Here is a 19,191-nt window from a genome sequence, read left to right as displayed (position 1 = left end):
ATGTTATTCTAAAATAATTTTTTTAGTGATTTCTCCTAGATCAGAATTTACTTTCACAATATAAATTCCAGTAGATAAAGAAGGTAAATTAATTTTACTTACTCCGTTTGAATTAATAGAAGTTGAAACTAATTCTTTTCCAAGTAAAGAGTAAACATTTACAGTAGCTTTAGCTTGTAAACCAGCTATGGTAATTTCTTGTTTAGCAGATTTATAAATGCTTACGTTACTAATGTTTTTAATAATATCTTCAGAACTTAATCTTTCTGAAGTTGTATGTAAATAAAACTGGCCAATTCCGTTTGAAGCGTTATTTAAAACAACTTTATGAGTTTGTTCTGATAAATTGATGAATTCGTTGTTTAATCGATCTTCTAAATACACTTGAATACCAGAAGGCAAATTCATTGTGTTTACAGAAAAATTAATTTCTTTACCAGCTTCAGCAATTAATCCTACAGGAATTATAAAATCTTCAATATTTTCGTTTGGCAATGCTTGAATAGCTAGTCTTCTACCGTCATTATCACTCAACAGTTCAGTAAATACTGTAAAATCGGATGTTATCCCTCCAAATAATTTAGAATCATAGCCATTATCAAAACCTGTTGTTTTACCTTCAACAAAGAATACTTTTGTTGAAACTTCTTTTGTAGCTTCAGAGACTGATAATTCAAAAGATGGTTTTTGAACTTGTCTCATAAAAGTATCTGACGCTTGATGACTTCTATTAGAGGTTGCAAAAGTTACAGTTCCTCCTGTAGCTGCCTCTACAAAAAATGCTTGTACTGGGGCAATCTCTACATCACTAAGAGCATTATAAGTTACATAAGTACTTCCGTTCCACAACCAAATTGTTTCTTCTGAAAGTAATGCAGTATTGGCAGATGTAAAGGTTGCCGAATTTATATAAGCTGTAAACGGATTACCGAGCAAATTAAAATTATTACCGGTTCCTGTTGAAATACTTAAATTTACATTAGACACATTAGCAGCTCCTGTAAGTGATAAATCGCCTGCTGTGGCCAATTTAACTGAAAACCCCATTCCGTTAGTCATGGCACCAGTTGAACCAGAAGTTGCATAACCCCATCCAGGTATATTATTCGAATAGTAAGAAAGCCCAATATTACTACCTGTTCCTGTAGCTAATGTGTGATTGGTAATAATATCTTGTGCATTTTCTCCTGACACTGGCATTGATATTAAATACCAATTTGTTGTTGGTAGATTTCTATTGTATGTTATAATTCCTGAAACTGAACTTTCAGGTATAAAAGTTGCTCCTGAATTCATTGTCATACTTCCAAAACTTACCGGAGCTGTTGCTGTTGGATATGTCGACAATCCCGAAGGGATAATAACATTTCCTGTAGCATGAGGTACAGCATTTGTATTCCAATTACCAGATTGTTCCCAATTATTATCAATATTCCCTGTCCAAGTATATGTACTATAATTAATTGTCACATCAAAGGTTGAAGAATTAGGACAAGTACCTGCTGTGGTATACGTTACGGTATATGTATCTGGGGCTGATGCTGATAAATCTATAACGCCATTACTAGCAATACTTAATCCTGAAGTTGAACTAAATGTTCCACCAATTACCCCTGTTATGGTTGGTGAAGGATCACTACCATCTATAGTATATGATGATGAAGCATAACTAAAACTAGCATCATCCATAGCATTAATGGTTACACTTACATTTGATGAACTAGGGCACGTTCCTGCTGTGGTATACGTTACGGTATAGGTATTTGGTGTTGAAGCCGAAACATCAATAAGACCTGAGACACTATTAATACTTAAACCAGCAGTAGAACTAAAAGCACCTCCACCTAATCCCGTAATTGTAGGAGTAGGGTCAGTAGCGTCTTGGCAATATGCTGTAGCACCGTAACTAAAAGAAGCATCATCTATAGGTGTTACTGTTACTGTTGTGGTTCCACATGAATCAGGTGTTACACAACCTCCTTCACCTCTAACATAATAAGTCGTATTTGGGGCTGTTGGTGTTACCACTAACGATCCTGTAGTTGTTCTTCCAACTTCAGAACCTCCACAACTATCTGTATACACCACCCATTCTGTAGCATCATTTAAACTTCCTGTAATATTTAATGTTGTTGTATTGCCATTGCACACTGTTGTTGGTGTATGCACAACTGTTGGTACATCTGGCTCTATACAAGGTGTAGTACCTTCAACGACTAAATCAAAAACTACTAGCTGAAAATTTGTAGATCCATTTGTAACACTTGATACATCTACAGTAACACCAATTCCTGTACCGTTAACTGATGCTGATACACCAGATGTATCGCTTACAGTTGATTCGGATGTATTTAATGATATACTCGTTATTCCTGTAACTGTTCCTCCTGAAAATGTAAAGTTAATAGGAACTGTTATGCTAGCGGAATTTCTTATGCTAAAAATAATTTGATTAGCATCTACATCAAAAACAAGATTTGCTGATATAACAAACTCTCCTGACGATGATGCATCACTATTGTTTACAACCTGGGTATTACTTGTTTCTTCCAAAGTAACCTGCGAACCTTCTAGTGTTTGAGCATTTGCATTGGTTGAAAGTAGCAGTATAAATACTACTAAAATTTTTAAGAGTAGATTTTGGTTCATATTATTGTTTTTATTTGAGTATTCTGTTTTATATCAAAAACTCTCGTAGAATCATAAGAGTTTGAAAATTTCAAAACTTTTATTCCCTAGAAGGAATTAGACCTTGTATACAAATAATATAGCGAACTACAGTAGATGGCGACACAACATTAAAACTTGAATTTGCCCCAGTAACACCTATAGTTACATTAGGCGGAGTAACTACAACAAACTGCCCTTCAACAGTATTTGTAGCAGGTCCAAATGATTTTACCTTTTGCATAGTTATACCTGCAGGATAATTAGCAACTGCAGGAATATCACCAATTATTGGTATTTCTCTTACAGCATCATCTGTACTTAATTGTACAGCAGATGTACCAGTACCTCCGGTTACTGTAGCGGTATGTGTATGCGCTGGCAAGTTTAAGCTATTTAAAGCAACATACTCTCTACCTACCCAGCTTCCTTGAACTCTGGTTGTTAATCCAGAGCCAGTTCCTGCTCCCATAGCACTTCTACCTCTTAAATCAGGCAACGCAAATGTTGTTCTTCCATCACCCCCATATATATTTCCTATAACTGCGAATAACGCATGGTTTTGATCTATTGACATTAATTGTCCCTCACAAAACGCCCATCCTCTTGGCACAAAATTCCCCGCAAACATTTTTACTTCTCCTATAAATCCTTCTTGTTGAGCATTTATGTTTGTGTTACATAAAAGTAAGTAAATAAATAGAAGATTGGTAATTTTTTTAATTAAATTCATAATATTAGTTTTTATGGGTTTATATTTAGTTTTAAATAAATTCTGATGAGTAAACTTGTACAATGTTACCCTATCTGGTGTTTATAAAAGAATCCCGTTTATTAATAATATTGTTTAGAGATAGTAATTTCTATTTGAAGCATTTATTTCAGCTACATAATTAGTATATATGAATAAGTAATTCGATTAAGGTTTTTAAAACTTTGTGTTTCTATTTCCAAATTTAGAAATAGTAGTTACTAAACCTTAATCGAATTACTTAAACGCACTTATTTTAGGTATAAGAGCTAAGATATTTGGAATGAGAGCTGGATTAATTTTTTTTCCAAAAAAATGGAGTAAGAAGTATTAGAACAGTAAATAGTTCTAAACGCCCAATCAACATTAAAAAAGAACAAAACCATTTTGCTCCGGTAGAAAGATGTGAAAAATTGTCTACAGGACTTACACTACCAATAGCGGGACCAATATTCCCTAAAGAAGATGCGGTAGCACCTAGAGCAGATTTTATATCAAGTCCAAACATAGCTAATATCACTGAACCTAAAATAAAAATAAGCATGTATAAAATAAAAAAAGATAAAATGTTAAAAACAATAGTTTGATTTACAGCTTTACCATCATATCTAACAGGAATTATAGCGTTTGGATGTAATGATTTTTTAAATTCTAAAAAACTATTTTTCAACATAACAATATGACGAACAATTTTTATTCCTCCAGAAGTAGACCCTGCAGAACCACCTACAAAAAATAATGAAAAAAAGATTGCTGTGGCAAAGAAACCCCATTGTGTAAAATCAGCAGAAACAAAACCAGTTGTGGTAACTACAGATATTACAGAAAACAATGAATGACGTATAGCACTTTCTGTTTTTCCTAAGGTCATAGGATGCTCAATAGTAGTTTTTAAATTAGGATCTTGAAAAAAGATGATTAACACAGCAACTAAAGCAGAAATACCTAAAATACCGAATAAATAATAGTTAAATTCTTCACTTTCTATTACTTTTTTTATTTTTCCTTTCAAAGCAAAATAAGTAAGTACAAAATTGGTGCCTGCTATGAACATAAAAAGAATAATTATATATTGAATTATGGGACTGCCGTTCCAATATGCTACACTGGCATTTTTAGTTGAGAAACCACCAGTGCTCAATGTTGCCATGGCATGATTAATGGCATCAAACCATGTCATACCAGCTACTTTAAGTAATAAAAACTCAATTATTGTAAGGCTAAAATATATTAACCATAAACGTTTTGCTGTATCTGTAATCCGAGGATGTAATTTATCTGCAGATGGTCCAGGTGCCTCAGCCATAAAAAGTTGCATTCCCCCAATTCCTAATAAAGGTAAAATAGCAATAGTTAGTACAATTATTCCCATACCTCCAATCCAATGCGTTGCACTTCGCCAAAATAATATTCCTTTAGGCATTGACTCAATATCAGTTAGTATAGATGATCCTGTGGTTGAATATCCAGAAATGGTTTCAAAAAGCGCATCGGTAATAGATGGAATGGCGCCAGTTAAAAGGTAAGGAAGCATTCCTGTAAAAGTGAGTGTTAGCCAACCTAAAGTAACAATAAGATACCCTTCTTTTTTTTGTAAATTGTTGTTTTGTGGTTTGTTAAAGAAAAAAAGTAACAAGCCTAATGTAACGGTTATAATTCCTGAGTTTAAAATACCCCAAATAGATTCTTCTTTGAAATAAATACTAAAAGGAATGGCAAGCCACATAAAAACACCGTTTAATGCTGCTGTAATCCCCAAGAATCTATATATTAATTTAAGGTTTAAATTTTCCATTATTTAAAGAAATCTTCTACAGAAGAAATAGCTTCTGGTAAACAAAATACAATTACACTGTCACCTGCTTTAATTTGCATATTCCCAAAAGACATAAGAGCTTTTCCATCTCTAATAATTCCACCGAAAACAGCTTCTCTAGGAAAACGTAAATCTCGAATAGATTTTTGTGTAACTTTGGCTCCTTCATTTACCTGAAATTCAAATACTTCAGCATCTATATTGTGTAAATTAGCCAAAGCTAAAATTTCTCCTTTTCTAATATGTCTAAAAATATTGCTGGCAGCAATGAGTTTTTTGTTGATAAGCGTATCTATACCTATGGTTTGTGAAATATTTATATAATCCATATTCTCAACCAAAGCTACCGTTTTTTTTACTCCTTTTGATTTTGCTACTAAACAAGACATAATATTAGTTTCTGAATCTCCGGTTACAGCAATAAAAGCATCCATTTCTCTAATATTCTCTTGTTCTAAAAGCTCTAAATCTCGTCCGTCCCCATTAATAACAAGAGTGTGTCTTAGTTCTTCTGCAAGTACAGTAGCTCTATCTTTCTCTCTTTCAAAAAGTTTAACCTTAAAATTTTCTTTACAAAGTTTTCTTGCTGTTTTTTTACCAATACTACTACCTCCTAAAATCATGACATTTTTAATGTCAACGTGTTTTTTTCCGATAATATGATTAAATTTTTCTAAGCTATAATTGGGCATCGAAAAATATACTTGATCATTTAATTTATAAACGGTATCTCCACGAGGTATAATTGTTTGACTTGCTCCTTCTCTTTTAATAGCAATGGTAATAAAATCTACCATACAAAATTTGTCTTTAGCCTCTTTAACTGTTAAGTCTACAATAGGAGATTTATAGCCTAGTGTAGTACCCATTACATTAAATACGCCATTTTCAAATGCTACAGTGTCATTAAAGGAAGATTGATTTAAAAGTAGTTTAATTTCTTTAGCTGCTAGTTCTTCAGGAGAAATCATAAAATCTACTCCATAATCTTTGAAATTAATAACATCATTGGATAAAAACTCGGGGTTTTTTATACGAGCTATCGTTTTTTTTACCCCTAAAGCTTTACCAATTACAGCAATTGTGAAGTTAGTATTTTGGCTTTCGGTAACAGCCAATAACAAATCAGCATTACTAACTCCTATTTCTTTCAGTAATTTTACAGAGGTGGCATCACCTCTTTTGGTAATTACATCTAAATGGTTATTTAAGTAATTTAGCTTTTCACCATCAAGATCTACAATATAGGTGTCTTGAGATTCGTAGGATAATAATTTAGCTAAATGAAAACCGACGTCTCCAGCCCCAGCTATGATAATTTTCATATAAAAAATAAGTAAATAGAGTACAAATATACGTTTTTAAAAGAAATATATTTTAGATGTTTTGACGAGAAAAAAATATTTTCATATTTAGTATATTTGTTTGTAAGCTTATTGAAAATGAAAAAGTTGACTATAAAATCTTGGTCGGTAAATGACAGGCCAAGAGAAAAGTTGTTAGAAAAAGGAAAGACTATTTTATCAGATGCAGAGTTAATTGCTATTCTTATTGGTTCAGGAAATAGAGAGGAAACAGCAGTTGAGTTAGCTAAAAGAATTTTAGCTTTTGTAGATAACAATTTAAATAAACTAACTAAACTTTCTGTAGAAGAATTAATGCAATTTAAAGGAATAGGGGAGGCCAAAGCAATCTCTATAGTAACAGCTTTAGAGCTAGGAAAAAGAAGGCATTTTGAAGAAGAAGTTATCAATCCTAAAATTTCATCATCTGCAGATGTGAGCAAATTAATGCAACCAATTATCGGAGATTTACCTCACGAAGAGTTTTGGGTGTTGTATTTAAATAATTCAAACAAGGTTTTAGCAAAAGAACAGATAAGTAAAGGAGGATTAACGTCTACTTTGGTAGACGTTCGTCCACTTTTAAAAAGAGCCTTAGAACTATCATCAATAGCAATTATAGTTTGTCATAATCATCCATCTGGGAAAACAAATCCGAGTAATTCAGATATACAACTCACTCAAAAAATTAAAGAAGCAGGAAACACTTTAGATATAAAAATTCTAGATCATTTAATTATTACTGAAAAAACGTATTTTAGCTTTGCAGATGAAGGAATGATGTAACACTTCTCGCTAACCAAAGCCTAAATGATTTTAGTTTATACACATAAAATTACTCCTAGAGTTCGATACATTTTTAAGCATATTTTTACCAGAATTTTGCTTGTAGATGTTGACTTTACCAATAAAGTAGAAGATTTTGTAGCATTTAATGGTCCCAAAATATCTTACACAACAGTGGCACTTGGTAAAGAGTTTTTTATAAAAAGTACTAGCTTACTTTTTGAACAAGGAATAAGCGATGTAGAAATAAACATGGGAAAATGGGATAAAGTACCTTGTTTCTTCGAAGTAGGAACAAAATCATCAATTCCTTATGACATTTTTTCAGCAAGTTTTTATTTAATTACTCGCTATGAAGAGTATTTACCACATATTAAAGATAAACATAGTCGTTTTTCAGCAGAACAAAGTTTAGCATATCAAAATGATTTTTTAGAAAAGCCTATGATAGATGTATGGGCATATAAGTTGCGTAAAACATTAAAAGAACGTTTTCCGGAATATGAATTTAAAACCAGAAAGTACAATTACATATCTACTATAGATGTTGACAACGCCTTTGCTTATAAATATAAAAGTTTTATTAGAACCATTGGAGGCCTTTTAAATGATGTATATAAGTTACACATACTCAATATTTGGGATAGACTTGCAGTACGATTTAATTTTAAAAAAGACCCTTTTGATACTTTTCAAGAGCTATTGAAATTAAAAAAAGAGTATAATGTAAAAACCATTTTTTTCTTTTTAATAGGAGATTATACTTCCTATGATACAAATATTTCTGCATCTAAGGACAAGTTTAAGTTACTAATTAAAGATATGGTAGATTATGCTAGAGTGGGTTTGCATCCATCTTATTATACCATGCAAAATCTTGATTTGTTAAAAAAAGAGAAAGAAAGATTAGAAGCTATTACCAATATGCCAATGATAAGATCTAGGCAACATTATCTGCGTCTTTCTTTACCGTATACCTATCAGAAATTAATTGATCTAGAAATAAAAGAAGATTACTCTATGGGATATGCAAGTCATGTGGGGTTTAGAGCAAGCACTTGTACACCTTTTTATTTTTATGATTTAGATTATGAGATTCAAACACCATTGAGAGTTTTCCCATTTGCTTTAATGGATACTACCTTAAATGATTATATGAAACTAACACCCAAACAATCTTTAGGAAAAATAAGAGAGTTGATGCATGAAGTTAAAAGAGTAAACGGAACGTTTATAACTTTATTTCATAACGAAAGTTTGAGTAATTATTTACGCTGGAAAGGTTGGCAAAGAGTGTACGGTTCTATGTTAAAAATGGCTTCTAATAAATGATTAGTTTAATTTCAAGAGAAAAACTTGATGTAGACAAGTATAATGCATGCGTAGAGAACTCTATGCAAGCTAATATCTTTGGTTTTTCTTGGTATTTAGATATAGCTTGTGAGAATTGGAGTGTGTTGGTTTTAGATAATTATGAAGCAGTGATGCCAATTCCATGGCGAAAGAAATTCTTTATAAAATATGTGTATCCGCCTTTTTGGGTTTTACAATTAGGAATTTATTCGAAAGTAGTTGAAGACGAAAATGAATTTTTAATTGAGTTGTTTAGTGAATTTAAGTTTGTTGAAAGTCGTTTAAATACCCAAAACTCATTTTCTATGTTTTTGAATTATAGATTTCAAAAGCATTTTCAAATATTAGGTTTAGAACAAGATTATATTCACATTTTATCAAAATATCGAAAGGACAGAAAAAAAGATTTACAACGAGCAAAAAAAGCTGACTTAACAGAAAGATGGAACGATCAACCACAAAATTTGATTAAATTATACCATCAAAACGTTGGAGCTAGGGTAAGGAAAATTAAAGAAAAGGATTATGAAAACTTACTTAAATTAATGCAAAGATGTATTGATAAAAAAGTAGGTGAAATTCTTTCAGTATATGATAAAAACGGTCAAATTGTAGCATCCGGTTTTTTTATTAAATACAAAGGAAGAGTTAGTATTTTAGTTTCTTCTACCGATTTTAAAAGAAGAAAAAATGGAGCCAATACATTTTTAATTGATAGAGCTATTTATAAATATCAACCTACTTATAAAATTTTCGATTTTGGTGGATCTTCCATGAAAAGTATTTCAAAATATTTCTTAAGTTTTGGTTCTCATAACGAGAGTTATTACTTCTTAAAATATAATAACTTGCCTAAGTTTTTAAAGTTTTTTAAAAGGTAGTTTTTTATAAAATATAAAGAATAATATAAACGATGCAATTCCAGTTAACCACATTAAAATTGCTGAGGTTAAAGCAGCTCCTTTTATTCCGTATTTTGGAATCAAAAACTGATTGCTTATATAATTTAAAATTAATGCAGATAAGGAAATATAGTAGTTTATTTTTACTAAGCCAATGGATGATAATAGGTTGCCAAATAATCCTCTAAAAATCAAAATTCCACAAACCCCTATACAAAGAATTTGAAAGCTATCTGAAAATTTTATAAAATCAGAATCAAATAAAGAAAGGAGTTCTTCAGAAAAGAAAAAAGTAATAAGAACAAACAATCCACTAATCATTAAAAACAAAAGAATGTAACTTTTAATGTAATTAAAAATGTAATTTTTGTTTAAAATTTGTTCTGTAAAAGTTACAAAATCAGTAGTTATAAACACTCTTGGTATAAATAATACACTAAAAGGAATTAGTGATACATATTTGTATGCAGTAACTAATTCAGAATTCATTAAAATATTACCAATTAACAACAAGTCTATTGAAAAAAGTAAAATAGTAGCTACATTAGATAAGCCTCCAAAAAAACCATATTTCCAAAGTTCTTTAGGCTTTACAGTAAGTTGGTTATTTCTTTTAAAGTGATTTATTCCTATTTCTTTAAAGAATAATATTGAAACTAAAGAAGGAGCTAATACTAATGCAAAAGCATATCCCATTTCTTTATAAATAAAACTCAGGATGAGAACTAATATAACAAGTGCTATGTTATAGCTAATCTCTATAAGTGAATATTTTTTGTTTTGATGCTGTAAACGAAGTTGAATTTTTATAGTCTCAAACAAAAAAAAAGGCACAAAACTTAATGATAATAAGGGTAAAAATATTTGTGTATTTTTAATTGTGAAAGGAAACAGTAAGCCAAAAACTGCTATTAAAAAAGTTAAAAAAATACTGGCAAAAGTACCATTTCTAATTACAAAATTGAGAAGATCATTTTTGCTTTCACTTGAATTTTCAATAGCGCCATATCTAATTAAACTTTGTGGTAATCCCATACCAACAAAAGGAATCAAAAAAGAAATGATTGTCCAAGCATATAAAACTTCTCCTAAAGCTTTATTTTCAATAAACTGAACTGCAATCCAAGAAGCTAGGAAAGATAAAATTCTAGATAAAACTGTAGCTAAAAAAACATAGCTTCCTGCTCTATTTAAAAAGTTATGTATGTAATTATAAATCAGTTTCAACTAAGTGCTTTTTTGTAAAGATTAGTAAATTGCTCTGCTATACTTTGTCTACTGAATTTTTGTTTCGCATAAATATGCATTTTCTCTCTAATAGAAACTCTATTATTAAATAAATAAGTGAGGTTTTTTATTAATTCCTCTTCATTGTTTTTTTCAATTAAGAATCCAAATTCTTTAGGAAAAAATTCACTAATTCCACCCACATTTGTGGAAATAACGGGAGTGCCACATGCAAAACTTTCTAAAATTACACAAGGTAAATTTTCATAATTACTAAAAAGAACAAATACATCCGAAGTATTAAAATAATTCGGAATTTCTATATGGCTTATATGTTCAACAAATTCTATACGATTATAAATGTTTAAATTAGTAGCGATATTCTTATATTTAATAGAATTTTCACCAATAAGGACTAGTTTATATTCAAAATTAAGGTTTGAAATTGCATTAAGTAAGCCTGAAACATTTTTATGAGCATCAACCATATTAGAAATATGAAGAATAGTAAAAATAGAATCTCTCTTTTTTTTATGAGGAAAAAATAAATTAGTATCAACTACATTCGGAACAGTTTTATAGTTTCCTTTCAGGCCTAAAAGATTCATAGATTTTTGTAAATCTTTAGTAACGGGGCATATAAACTTTGATTTTTTAGCAATGAATTTTGATAAAAAAAGCTGAGAATTACTAATGTGTTTTGATTGAGGATTATGGTATCCTGTCCAGTGTTCAGTTATTATATAAGGTTTTTTTATTAAAAATGTAAACAACCCAAAAGGATAAAGCTCGTGTAGATGAATTAGGTCAAAATCATCAATCATTGAAACAAGTTGTTTAAAAGCTGTAAAAAATTTAAGCCCCTTTAAAAAAACATTTTTTTGAGGTTGAAGATATGCTATATAAGTGTCAACTCCATTAATTCTGTCAAAAGTATATTCAGTATCTTTTTTTAAATTAGAATCTGTAATAATATGGATTACTGATACTTTATGTTGTAAACTAACAGCTTCAGCATGTCGCTGAATAAAATCGCCATTAGTTGGTAAAACTCTTGAAGGATACCAACCACATAGAAAAAGTATATGAAGATTTTCTGGCAAAATTTGATATTAAAATTAAGTACGAAAATAGCTTATATTATTCAATTACCATTACATTTGAAATATGAACGATATCAAACACATTTTTTTCGATTTAGATCATACCCTTTGGGATTTTAATAAAAATTCAAAACTAACCTTTCAACAAATTTTTGAGCATCAAAAAATAAATATTGATGTAAATGATTTTAAAAAAGTATATACCCCGGTAAATGATGAGTATTGGAAATTGTATAGAGAAGAAAAAGTATCTCAAACAGCACTTAGGTATGGTAGATTAAAGGACACTTTTGATAAATTAAAATTCAATATTACAGATGATTTAATTGATATAATTGCCTTAGATTATATTACTAATTTGGCTAATTATAACAATTTAATAGAAGGCACAATAGAATTACTTGAGTATTTAAAAAATAATTATAAGTTGCACATCATAACAAACGGTTTTGAAGAGGTTCAGCATTTAAAATTAAAAAATTCTAACATCAAAAATTATTTTGATGTAATTATTACATCAGAAAGTGTTGGGGTTAAAAAACCAAATCCGAAAGTTTTTGAGTTTGCAGTACAATCAGTTGGAGTACAACCTCATAATTGTGTTATGATTGGTGATAGTTATGAAGCTGATGTTTTAGGAGCGTTTAAAAGTGGAATGTTACCTATACATTTTAATGATCAAAATAGTTATTCAATACCAGATAAATCTTTTATTTCTGTAAGTAGATTGCTAGACATTAAACAATATTTATAAATAAATTATCGTTCAAAAGAAAACAAATTATAAATGAAGACGTTTTTAAAGTTATTACTTCTATTTTTAACAATATCTTGTGTAAAAGACTTAGATTTTAATCAAGCAGAAGACTTAGAATTATATCCTGAAGTAGCAGTATCATTAGTCAAATTTGATCTAACAGAAAGTGAATTGTCTCCAGCAGGATCAGGAGTTTATCAATTATCTCAGGAAGTAGATTTTACTGCTTTTGATAATTCAACAGCTCAAGAAGATTTAACAAGAGTTGATTTAGATTTTGAAATTAGTAATGAGTTCAATAGAGATTTTACACTTGAGTTTACTTTTCTTGATGATAATGATGTTGCCACTTATATGCCAATTGTTTTAAACGTAGATGCAAATCAAACTGATTATGCATATCAAGAGCAAATAATAATTTCTAACAATCCAAATTTTTTAAATTCTCAGAAAATTCAAATTACAGTAACTATTTTAGCAAGTACAGATGGTTCAACCATTGACCCTACAATACCCAAAACATTTACTTTCAAATCTGGTGGAACTTTTCACTTTACAATTGATTCACTATGAGAAGAATAATAATTTTAGTTATGGTTCTGAGCATTGGTGTGTTAAAAGCTCAAAATAAGCAAATTTTATACGGTTTTGATAAAATTCCTCAAGGATTGTTATTAAACCCTGGTGCTGAAACTACCTATAAATATCATGTTGGAATACCTTTTTTATCTGGAGCATCAGCAAATGTAAATATATCAGGTATGACTGTGGCGGATGTATTCCGAGATGATGGGGTAGGGGTGTTTGTCGGAACAGATTTCAATATTAAATTAAGAAATGCCATTGCAGGACTAGATAAAAGTGATTACGCATATGCAAATACACAAATAGAAATTCTAAATGGAGGCTATAAAATAAACAATAGAGATTATTTAAGTGTTGGTTTTTATACAGAAGCAGATGTGTTTTTCACACTGCCTAAAGACTTGTTTACTTTGATTGATGAAGGAAACGCAGCCTACTTAAACAAAGTATTTTCTTTATCAGATGTGAGTGTAAAAGCTGATGTATTAGGAGTTTTGCACGCAGGAATTAGTAGGAGATTAAATTCACAATTAACTGTAGGAGCTCGTTTTAAAATTTATTCAGGTTCAGCAAACATAACATCCACATATAACTCAGGAACATTCACTACTAGACAAGGAGAAGATAATATTTATGTTCATACATTAAATAATGTTGATGCTGAGGTGAACAGTTCTGGTATTTATAATGAAGATGATGAGGTGGATATAACTGCAGGTAGTGCTTTTGGAGGTACCTTTTTGGGAGGTAATTTTGGATTAGGTTTTGATGTTGGGTTTACCTATCATTATAATGAGCAAGTTGAATTTACAGCAAGTTTAGTAGATATTGGTTTTATGAGTTATTCTAAGAATATTAGAAATGGAGTGGTAAAAGGCAATTATACTTTTTCGGGAGTAGAGTTTCAATATGACGGTTCAAACCCCGATTACTGGGCCGATTTAGAAAATGATTTTAATGATAATGTAAATAGAGAAGAAAACAATGATTCCTATACTGTTATGCGTCCTATTAAGTTTCATAGCTCTACGCGATATAGCTTTGGAAAAAGTAGAAACAATGCAAATTGTCATGATATAACATTTAAAGATTTTTATGATAATGCAGTTGGAGTGCAATTATATTCGGTGTTAAGACCTATTGGTCCTCGATTTGCATTTACAGGTTTTTATGAGAGAAAATTCTCTAAAAATTTAAACACAAAATTTACCTATACATTTGATGATTTTTCAGCAACCAATATAGGTGTGGGTCTTTCATTGAATGTATGGAAACTCAATGTTTATGGAATGGTAGATAATATATTTAAACTTTCCGATATTGCAGATGCTAATAGAGCAACGGCTCAAATAGGAATTAATTTAATTTTTAATTAAAATGAAAAAAATAACAGTTTTATTACTTTTTATAAGTACAACCTTTTTTGCACAAAAAAAGAATATCAATAATTATAAATACATTATTGTTCCAAAACAATTTGAATTTGTAAAGGAAGCAGATAAATATCAAACAAGTTCTTTAACTAAGTTCTTATTTAACAAATATGGTTTTACAGCTTTTATGTCTGATGAGGTATTGCCAGATGATTTAGCAGTAAACAGATGTTTAGCACTAACTGCTGATGTAAACGATAAATCCAGTATGTTTACCACCAAAACCGTTATTGAACTTAAAGATTGTTATAACAATGTGGTGTTTACATCAAAAGAAGGAAACAGTAAAGTTAAAGAATATAAAAAAGCATATCATGAAGCTATTCGTGAGGCATTTAACTCGGTCAGAGCATTAGGGTACAAGTATGTTCCTTCAAAACCAGTGACGCCCGTTACTGTTAAGAAAACTGAAGGCAATCCTTCTGAAGCACCAAAGGCAGTTTTACCAACTTCTGTAGAAAAAGTAACCAATGTAGCTTCAACATCTAATGTTTTATATGCACAACCTATGGCTAACGGATTTCAGCTGATAAACACAAAACCAGAAGTTGTTTTCTTGATCTTAAAAACCTCAAATCCTAATTTATTTATTCTAAAAGATAAAAACGGAGTTTTTTATAAACAAGGAAATATTTGGATAGCTGAATATTATAAAGAAGGAAATAATAAAACAGAAAGTTATCAAGTAAAATTTTAAAAGAAAAGAGAGCTTTTTTAGCTCTCTTTTTTAATAATTATATTTATCCTTCCAGCGTTGTTTTAACGTTTCTCTAAAGCCGTTTTCCCGAGTATTATTTCCCGGTTCGTAGAGCTTGGTATTTTTGATTTCTTCAGGGAGAAATTCTTGCTCAACAAAATTACCTTGATAGTTATGAGAATATAAATAATCTTTTCCGTAGTCTAAATCTTTCATCAATTTGGTAGGCGCATTTCGCAAATGCAACGGGACCGATAAATCACCCGTTTTTCGCACTAAATTTTGAGCCTCTCCAATGGCCATATAACTCGCATTACTTTTTGGTGAATTGGCCAAATACACTGCGCATTGACTTAAAATAATTCTCGATTCAGGATTCCCAATTACAGATACCGCTTGAAAAGTATTGTTGGCTAATATCAATGCGGTGGGATTTGCGTTTCCTATATCTTCCGAAGCAGCAATTAACATTCTTCGAGCTATAAATTTTACATCTTCACCGCCTTCAATCATTCGAGCTAACCAATATACAGCTGCGTTTGGGTCACTTCCTCTAATTGATTTAATGAATGCTGAAATAATGTCATAATGCTGCTCTCCGGTTTTATCGTATTTAACTGTGTTTTTTTGAACCTTTTCTAACACCATTTTATTGGTGATTTCTACTTTATCTTCCGAAGCAACCAATAATTCAAAAATATTCAACAGTTTACGAGCATCGCCACCTGAAACTTGTAGCAAAGCATCTGTTTCTGTTAAAATGATTTCTTTTTTTGAGAGAATCTCATCTTTTTCCATCGCTCTGTGGAGCAGTGCTATTAAATCTTCCTTATCAAAAGAATTTAAAATATATACTTGACAACGAGAGAGTAGGGCGGGTATTACTTCAAAACTAGGGTTTTCTGTAGTAGCACCAATTAAGGTAACCCAACCTTTTTCAACCGCACCTAATAATGAATCTTGCTGAGATTTGCTAAAGCGATGAATTTCATCAATAAATAAAATCGGATTTTTCTGTGTAAACAATCCACCACTTTTCTTCGCTTTTTCAATAACATCACGTACATCTTTTACACCAGAACTTATAGCGCTCAATGTATAAAAAGGGCGTTCAGATTCGTTAGCAATAATGTTGGCTAAGGTAGTTTTTCCAATCCCAGGTGGCCCCCACAAAATTAAAGAAGGAATAATTCCTTGCTTAATATGATTGGTTAAAATACCGTTTTTACCAACTAAATGTTGCTGACTAATATAATCGCTTAATGTTTTCGGACGAATTCTTTCTGCCAAAGGTGCATTCATAAAGTAAAAATACTAAAGATTTATGACAGAACTTCTGTTATTTAAAAATGGATGCATTTTTGTTATTTTAGGTTTCATGAAAAATGATGAACAGCTAAAATTTTCTAATTCTGTTTTTCTAATTCCTTTTGTATTTGTTTTTCTAATTTGGTTTGTGTACTGGTTAGAGATCAAATTAGGATGGAATTTTAATAAATACGGAATTTACCCCAGAAATTTGATTGGTTTTAGAGGGGTTTTTACGTCACCTTTTATACATAGTGACACCAAACATCTATTTAACAATTCGGTTCCTTTATTCGTTCTAGGAATGAGTATTTTTTACTTTTATAAAGAAGTTGCTGTAAAAGTTTTAGTATATGGAGGTTTTTTTACAGGATTGTTAACCTGGATTATTGCCAGAGAATCCTATCATATTGGAGCAAGTGGGATAGTATATTTATTGTTCAGCTTTATTTTTTTTAGCGGAATTATAAAAAAGCACTATCGTTTAGTTGCCATGTCATTAATTACCATTTTTCTCTACGGAAGTATGGTTTGGTATGTTTTTCCTGTAAAGGATGGAATTTCGTGGGAAGGACACCTTTCTGGGTTTATTATTGGACTGATATATGCTTATATTTATAGAAAAAAAGGAATTGTAAGAGGGAAATTTCAATTTTCAAAAACTGAATTTGATGATATGTTTGATGAAAATGGTAATTACATTCCTCCAGTAATCGAAGAGGAGGAATTAGTTCAAGAATTAAATTATAAATATATTTATAAAGAAGAAGATTAATTTCTTTGTCTCACAGTCTCATATAAAATGGCTCCACAAGCTACCGATACGTTTAATGATTCTATTTCTCCTAATAAAGGAAGTTTTGCTTTATAATCAACCATTTTTAAAACAGAATTACTTACACCTTTACCTTCTGAACCCATTACAATAGCTATTGGTTGATTAAAATTAATATCATATACAGAATCTTCTGTTTTTTCAGTAGCCGCTACAAGTTTAATATCAGCAGCTTTTAGTTGAAAAATAGCATCTTTAATATGATCAACTTTACAAATAGGAACTTTAAATGCTGCTCCAGCTGAGGTTTTGATAGTTTCGGCATTTACAGGAGCACTTCCGCTTTTTTGAATGATAATTCCGTTAACTCCAGTACATTCAGCAGTTCTAATAATAGCTCCAAAATTACGTACATCAGAAAGTTGATCGAGTAGAAGGAATAGAGGAATTTTATTTGAGTCAAGAATTTCTTCAATTAAAATTTCTAAATCAGCAAATTCAATAGGAGAAATTTTTGCAACAGCTCCTTGATGGTTGTTATGTTTAGAAAGTCTGTCTAATTTTTCTGTCGGAACAACACTAGTAGATATCTTATTCTTTTTAAGTAGCTTTTCTAACTCAAAATAGAGGTCGCCACGCAACCCTTTTTGAATGTATACTTTATTTACAGAAGAACCACTTTCTATTGCTTCAATAATAGCTCTAATTCCAAAAATATTTGTGTTTTGTTCCATGTCGCAAATGTAGTTCATTTTATGGTATAAAAAAACCACCTCGTAAGAGGTGGTTTATATTTTATAAAATTTAATTTTATAGAGGAGTTACGGTGTATTGATAACCGTTTACAACATTAATTTCAGCAATAAGTACTTGTCCTGAAGTATCTTCTGTAGTGAATCCATTGTAAGTAAATGAGCTTTCTCCAATAAAATATTCTTGAGAATAAGTAATATTCAAAGGTAAATCTTGATTAGCTCCTATACCAGCAAACGGGTTTTCATATAAATCTACAAGTAAATAATATGTACCATCAGCTAAACCAGAAATAGTACCATGTTCTGGACAGCTAGCTGTAGCAGCTGTATAATCAACTAAATTCATAGATTCATCTAATAAGATTAAATCAAAATCAATACCACAATAATCTATTGTAGTTTGAGCACTACCTTGATCTATAGTGTAAGAACCAGACCAATCAACAGTTACATCTAATATTTCGTTAATATAATCATCTTCAATAGTAACAGGAATAGTAAAATCTGAATAAAAATTTCCTCTAGATTTAAATCCTAATACTAGATTTTCATTACCCTCTATATCACCAGTCTGTAATATAGTAATTTTAGATGTAACAGATGTTGCACCTGCTGGAATTGTAACTGGTTCAGCTTGAAAATCAGAGGCTTCTCCATTTCCAGACTTAATTACTACGTCTAAAACAGCATTTACAGGTTGTGGTTCAGGTATTGTAGCTGTTACTTCAATAGTATTGGTAGCTTCATCATCAGGATTAATATCTGATTCACTAAATGTATAGCTACTACTAGCAGTTGTAAATTGTACGGTAACTGGAGTAAAATCAATCATTGAAGCTCCTGTATTATCTTCATCATCACAAGAAGTGAATACTAAAGATGCAATGGCAAATAAGCCAAATGTTTTTAAAATATTTTTCATAAATAATTTCT

The 19,191-nt window shown here is 30.6% G+C and carries 17 protein-coding genes; 8 read left to right on the top strand and 9 right to left on the bottom strand.

Annotated elements, in window-relative coordinates; genetic code table 11:
• Positions 1 to 3: 3 nt before the first annotated feature.
• The 4 genes from SLH33_RS04720 to trkA all read right to left on the bottom strand — a co-directional run bounded on the left by SLH33_RS04720 (position 4) and on the right by trkA (position 6,559).
• Positions 4 to 2,649, bottom strand: coding sequence for a T9SS type A sorting domain-containing protein (locus SLH33_RS04720; protein ID WP_320417915.1), 2,646 nt, complete (start codon positions 2,647 to 2,649; stop codon positions 4 to 6).
• A 79-nt stretch (positions 2,650 to 2,728) separates the two neighbouring features.
• Entirely contained in the window at positions 2,729 to 3,400 is a 672-nt protein-coding gene (locus tag SLH33_RS04715) for a phage tail protein (RefSeq protein WP_320417914.1), read from the bottom strand.
• A 313-nt stretch (positions 3,401 to 3,713) separates the two neighbouring features.
• The gene (locus SLH33_RS04710) at positions 3,714 to 5,213 is read right to left on the bottom strand and encodes a TrkH family potassium uptake protein (RefSeq protein WP_320417913.1); all 1,500 of its coding nucleotides are present in this window, start codon (positions 5,211 to 5,213) and stop codon (positions 3,714 to 3,716) included.
• Positions 5,213 to 6,559, bottom strand: a complete 1,347-nt coding sequence (gene trkA, locus SLH33_RS04705) for a Trk system potassium transporter TrkA (protein ID WP_320417912.1) — start codon at positions 6,557 to 6,559, stop codon at positions 5,213 to 5,215. The genes SLH33_RS04710 and trkA overlap by 1 nt, the downstream gene beginning before the upstream one ends.
• 117 nt (positions 6,560 to 6,676) lie before the next feature.
• On the opposite strand from trkA, the gene radC reads away from it, so the two are divergent.
• Genes radC through SLH33_RS04690 form a run of 3 tightly spaced genes read left to right on the top strand, consistent with a single transcriptional unit; the run spans position 6,677 to position 9,597 of the window.
• Complete coding sequence (gene radC, locus SLH33_RS04700) at positions 6,677 to 7,363, top strand: RadC family protein (protein ID WP_320417911.1); 687 nt, start codon at positions 6,677 to 6,679, stop codon at positions 7,361 to 7,363.
• 24 nt (positions 7,364 to 7,387) lie between these two features.
• Positions 7,388 to 8,695: a polysaccharide deacetylase family protein gene (locus tag SLH33_RS04695; protein ID WP_320417910.1), complete on the top strand. Its 1,308-nt coding sequence runs from the start codon at positions 7,388 to 7,390 to the stop codon at positions 8,693 to 8,695.
• Positions 8,692 to 9,597: a hypothetical protein gene (locus tag SLH33_RS04690; protein ID WP_320417909.1), complete on the top strand. Its 906-nt coding sequence runs from the start codon at positions 8,692 to 8,694 to the stop codon at positions 9,595 to 9,597. The genes SLH33_RS04695 and SLH33_RS04690 overlap by 4 nt, the downstream gene beginning before the upstream one ends.
• On the opposite strand, the gene SLH33_RS04685 is transcribed toward SLH33_RS04690, so the two are convergent.
• Complete coding sequence (locus SLH33_RS04685; protein WP_320417908.1) at positions 9,577 to 10,845, bottom strand: oligosaccharide flippase family protein; 1,269 nt, start codon at positions 10,843 to 10,845, stop codon at positions 9,577 to 9,579. The genes SLH33_RS04690 and SLH33_RS04685 overlap by 21 nt on opposite strands.
• Positions 10,842 to 11,948: a glycosyltransferase family 4 protein gene (locus SLH33_RS04680; protein WP_320417907.1), complete on the bottom strand. Its 1,107-nt coding sequence runs from the start codon at positions 11,946 to 11,948 to the stop codon at positions 10,842 to 10,844. Before SLH33_RS04680 ends, SLH33_RS04685 begins: the two co-directional genes overlap by 4 nt.
• A 64-nt stretch (positions 11,949 to 12,012) precedes the next feature.
• Between SLH33_RS04680 and SLH33_RS04675 the strand changes: the two genes are divergently transcribed.
• From SLH33_RS04675 to SLH33_RS04660, 4 genes are read left to right on the top strand one after another with little or no spacing between them, the layout of a single operon-like run.
• The gene (locus tag SLH33_RS04675; RefSeq protein WP_320417906.1) at positions 12,013 to 12,702 is read left to right on the top strand and encodes a YjjG family noncanonical pyrimidine nucleotidase; all 690 of its coding nucleotides are present in this window, start codon (positions 12,013 to 12,015) and stop codon (positions 12,700 to 12,702) included.
• 33 nt (positions 12,703 to 12,735) lie between these two features.
• Positions 12,736 to 13,278 (top strand): hypothetical protein, encoded by a 543-nt coding sequence (locus tag SLH33_RS04670; protein WP_320417905.1) that lies wholly within the window; start codon positions 12,736 to 12,738, stop codon positions 13,276 to 13,278.
• Positions 13,275 to 14,666 carry a DUF5723 family protein gene (locus SLH33_RS04665; protein WP_320417904.1) on the top strand — a complete coding sequence of 464 codons (1,392 nt, stop codon included), beginning with the start codon at positions 13,275 to 13,277 and terminating at the stop codon, positions 14,664 to 14,666. Before SLH33_RS04670 ends, SLH33_RS04665 begins: the two co-directional genes overlap by 4 nt.
• A 1-nt stretch (position 14,667) precedes the next feature.
• On the top strand, positions 14,668 to 15,420 hold the full coding sequence (locus tag SLH33_RS04660) for a hypothetical protein (RefSeq protein WP_320417903.1): 753 nt from the start codon (positions 14,668 to 14,670) through the stop codon (positions 15,418 to 15,420).
• 30 nt (positions 15,421 to 15,450) lie between these two features.
• Here the strand turns inward: SLH33_RS04660 and SLH33_RS04655 are convergent, their stop codons facing one another.
• A complete protein-coding gene (locus tag SLH33_RS04655) occupies positions 15,451 to 16,722 on the bottom strand; it encodes a replication-associated recombination protein A (RefSeq protein ID WP_320417902.1) in 1,272 nt (423 codons plus the stop codon).
• A 22-nt stretch (positions 16,723 to 16,744) separates the two neighbouring features.
• Here SLH33_RS04655 and SLH33_RS04650 point away from each other — a divergent pair, with 22 nt between their 5' ends.
• On the top strand, positions 16,745 to 17,503 hold the full coding sequence (locus SLH33_RS04650) for a rhomboid family intramembrane serine protease (protein ID WP_320417901.1): 759 nt from the start codon (positions 16,745 to 16,747) through the stop codon (positions 17,501 to 17,503).
• On the opposite strand, the gene rlmB is transcribed toward SLH33_RS04650, so the two are convergent.
• Both rlmB and SLH33_RS04640 read right to left on the bottom strand, forming a co-directional pair.
• Positions 17,500 to 18,237, bottom strand: coding sequence for a 23S rRNA (guanosine(2251)-2'-O)-methyltransferase RlmB (rlmB, locus tag SLH33_RS04645; protein WP_320418153.1), 738 nt, complete (start codon positions 18,235 to 18,237; stop codon positions 17,500 to 17,502). The two genes, SLH33_RS04650 and rlmB, sit on opposite strands and share 4 nt — an antisense overlap.
• 76 nt (positions 18,238 to 18,313) lie before the next feature.
• Entirely contained in the window at positions 18,314 to 19,180 is an 867-nt protein-coding gene (locus SLH33_RS04640) for a hypothetical protein (protein ID WP_320417900.1), read from the bottom strand.
• Positions 19,181 to 19,191: the final 11 nt, after the last annotated feature.

The organism is Tenacibaculum sp. IB213877, from assembly GCF_034043975.1.
Classification (GTDB): Bacteria; Bacteroidota; Bacteroidia; order Flavobacteriales; family Flavobacteriaceae; genus Polaribacter.
This window is presented reverse-complemented; position numbering and strand designations above follow the sequence as displayed.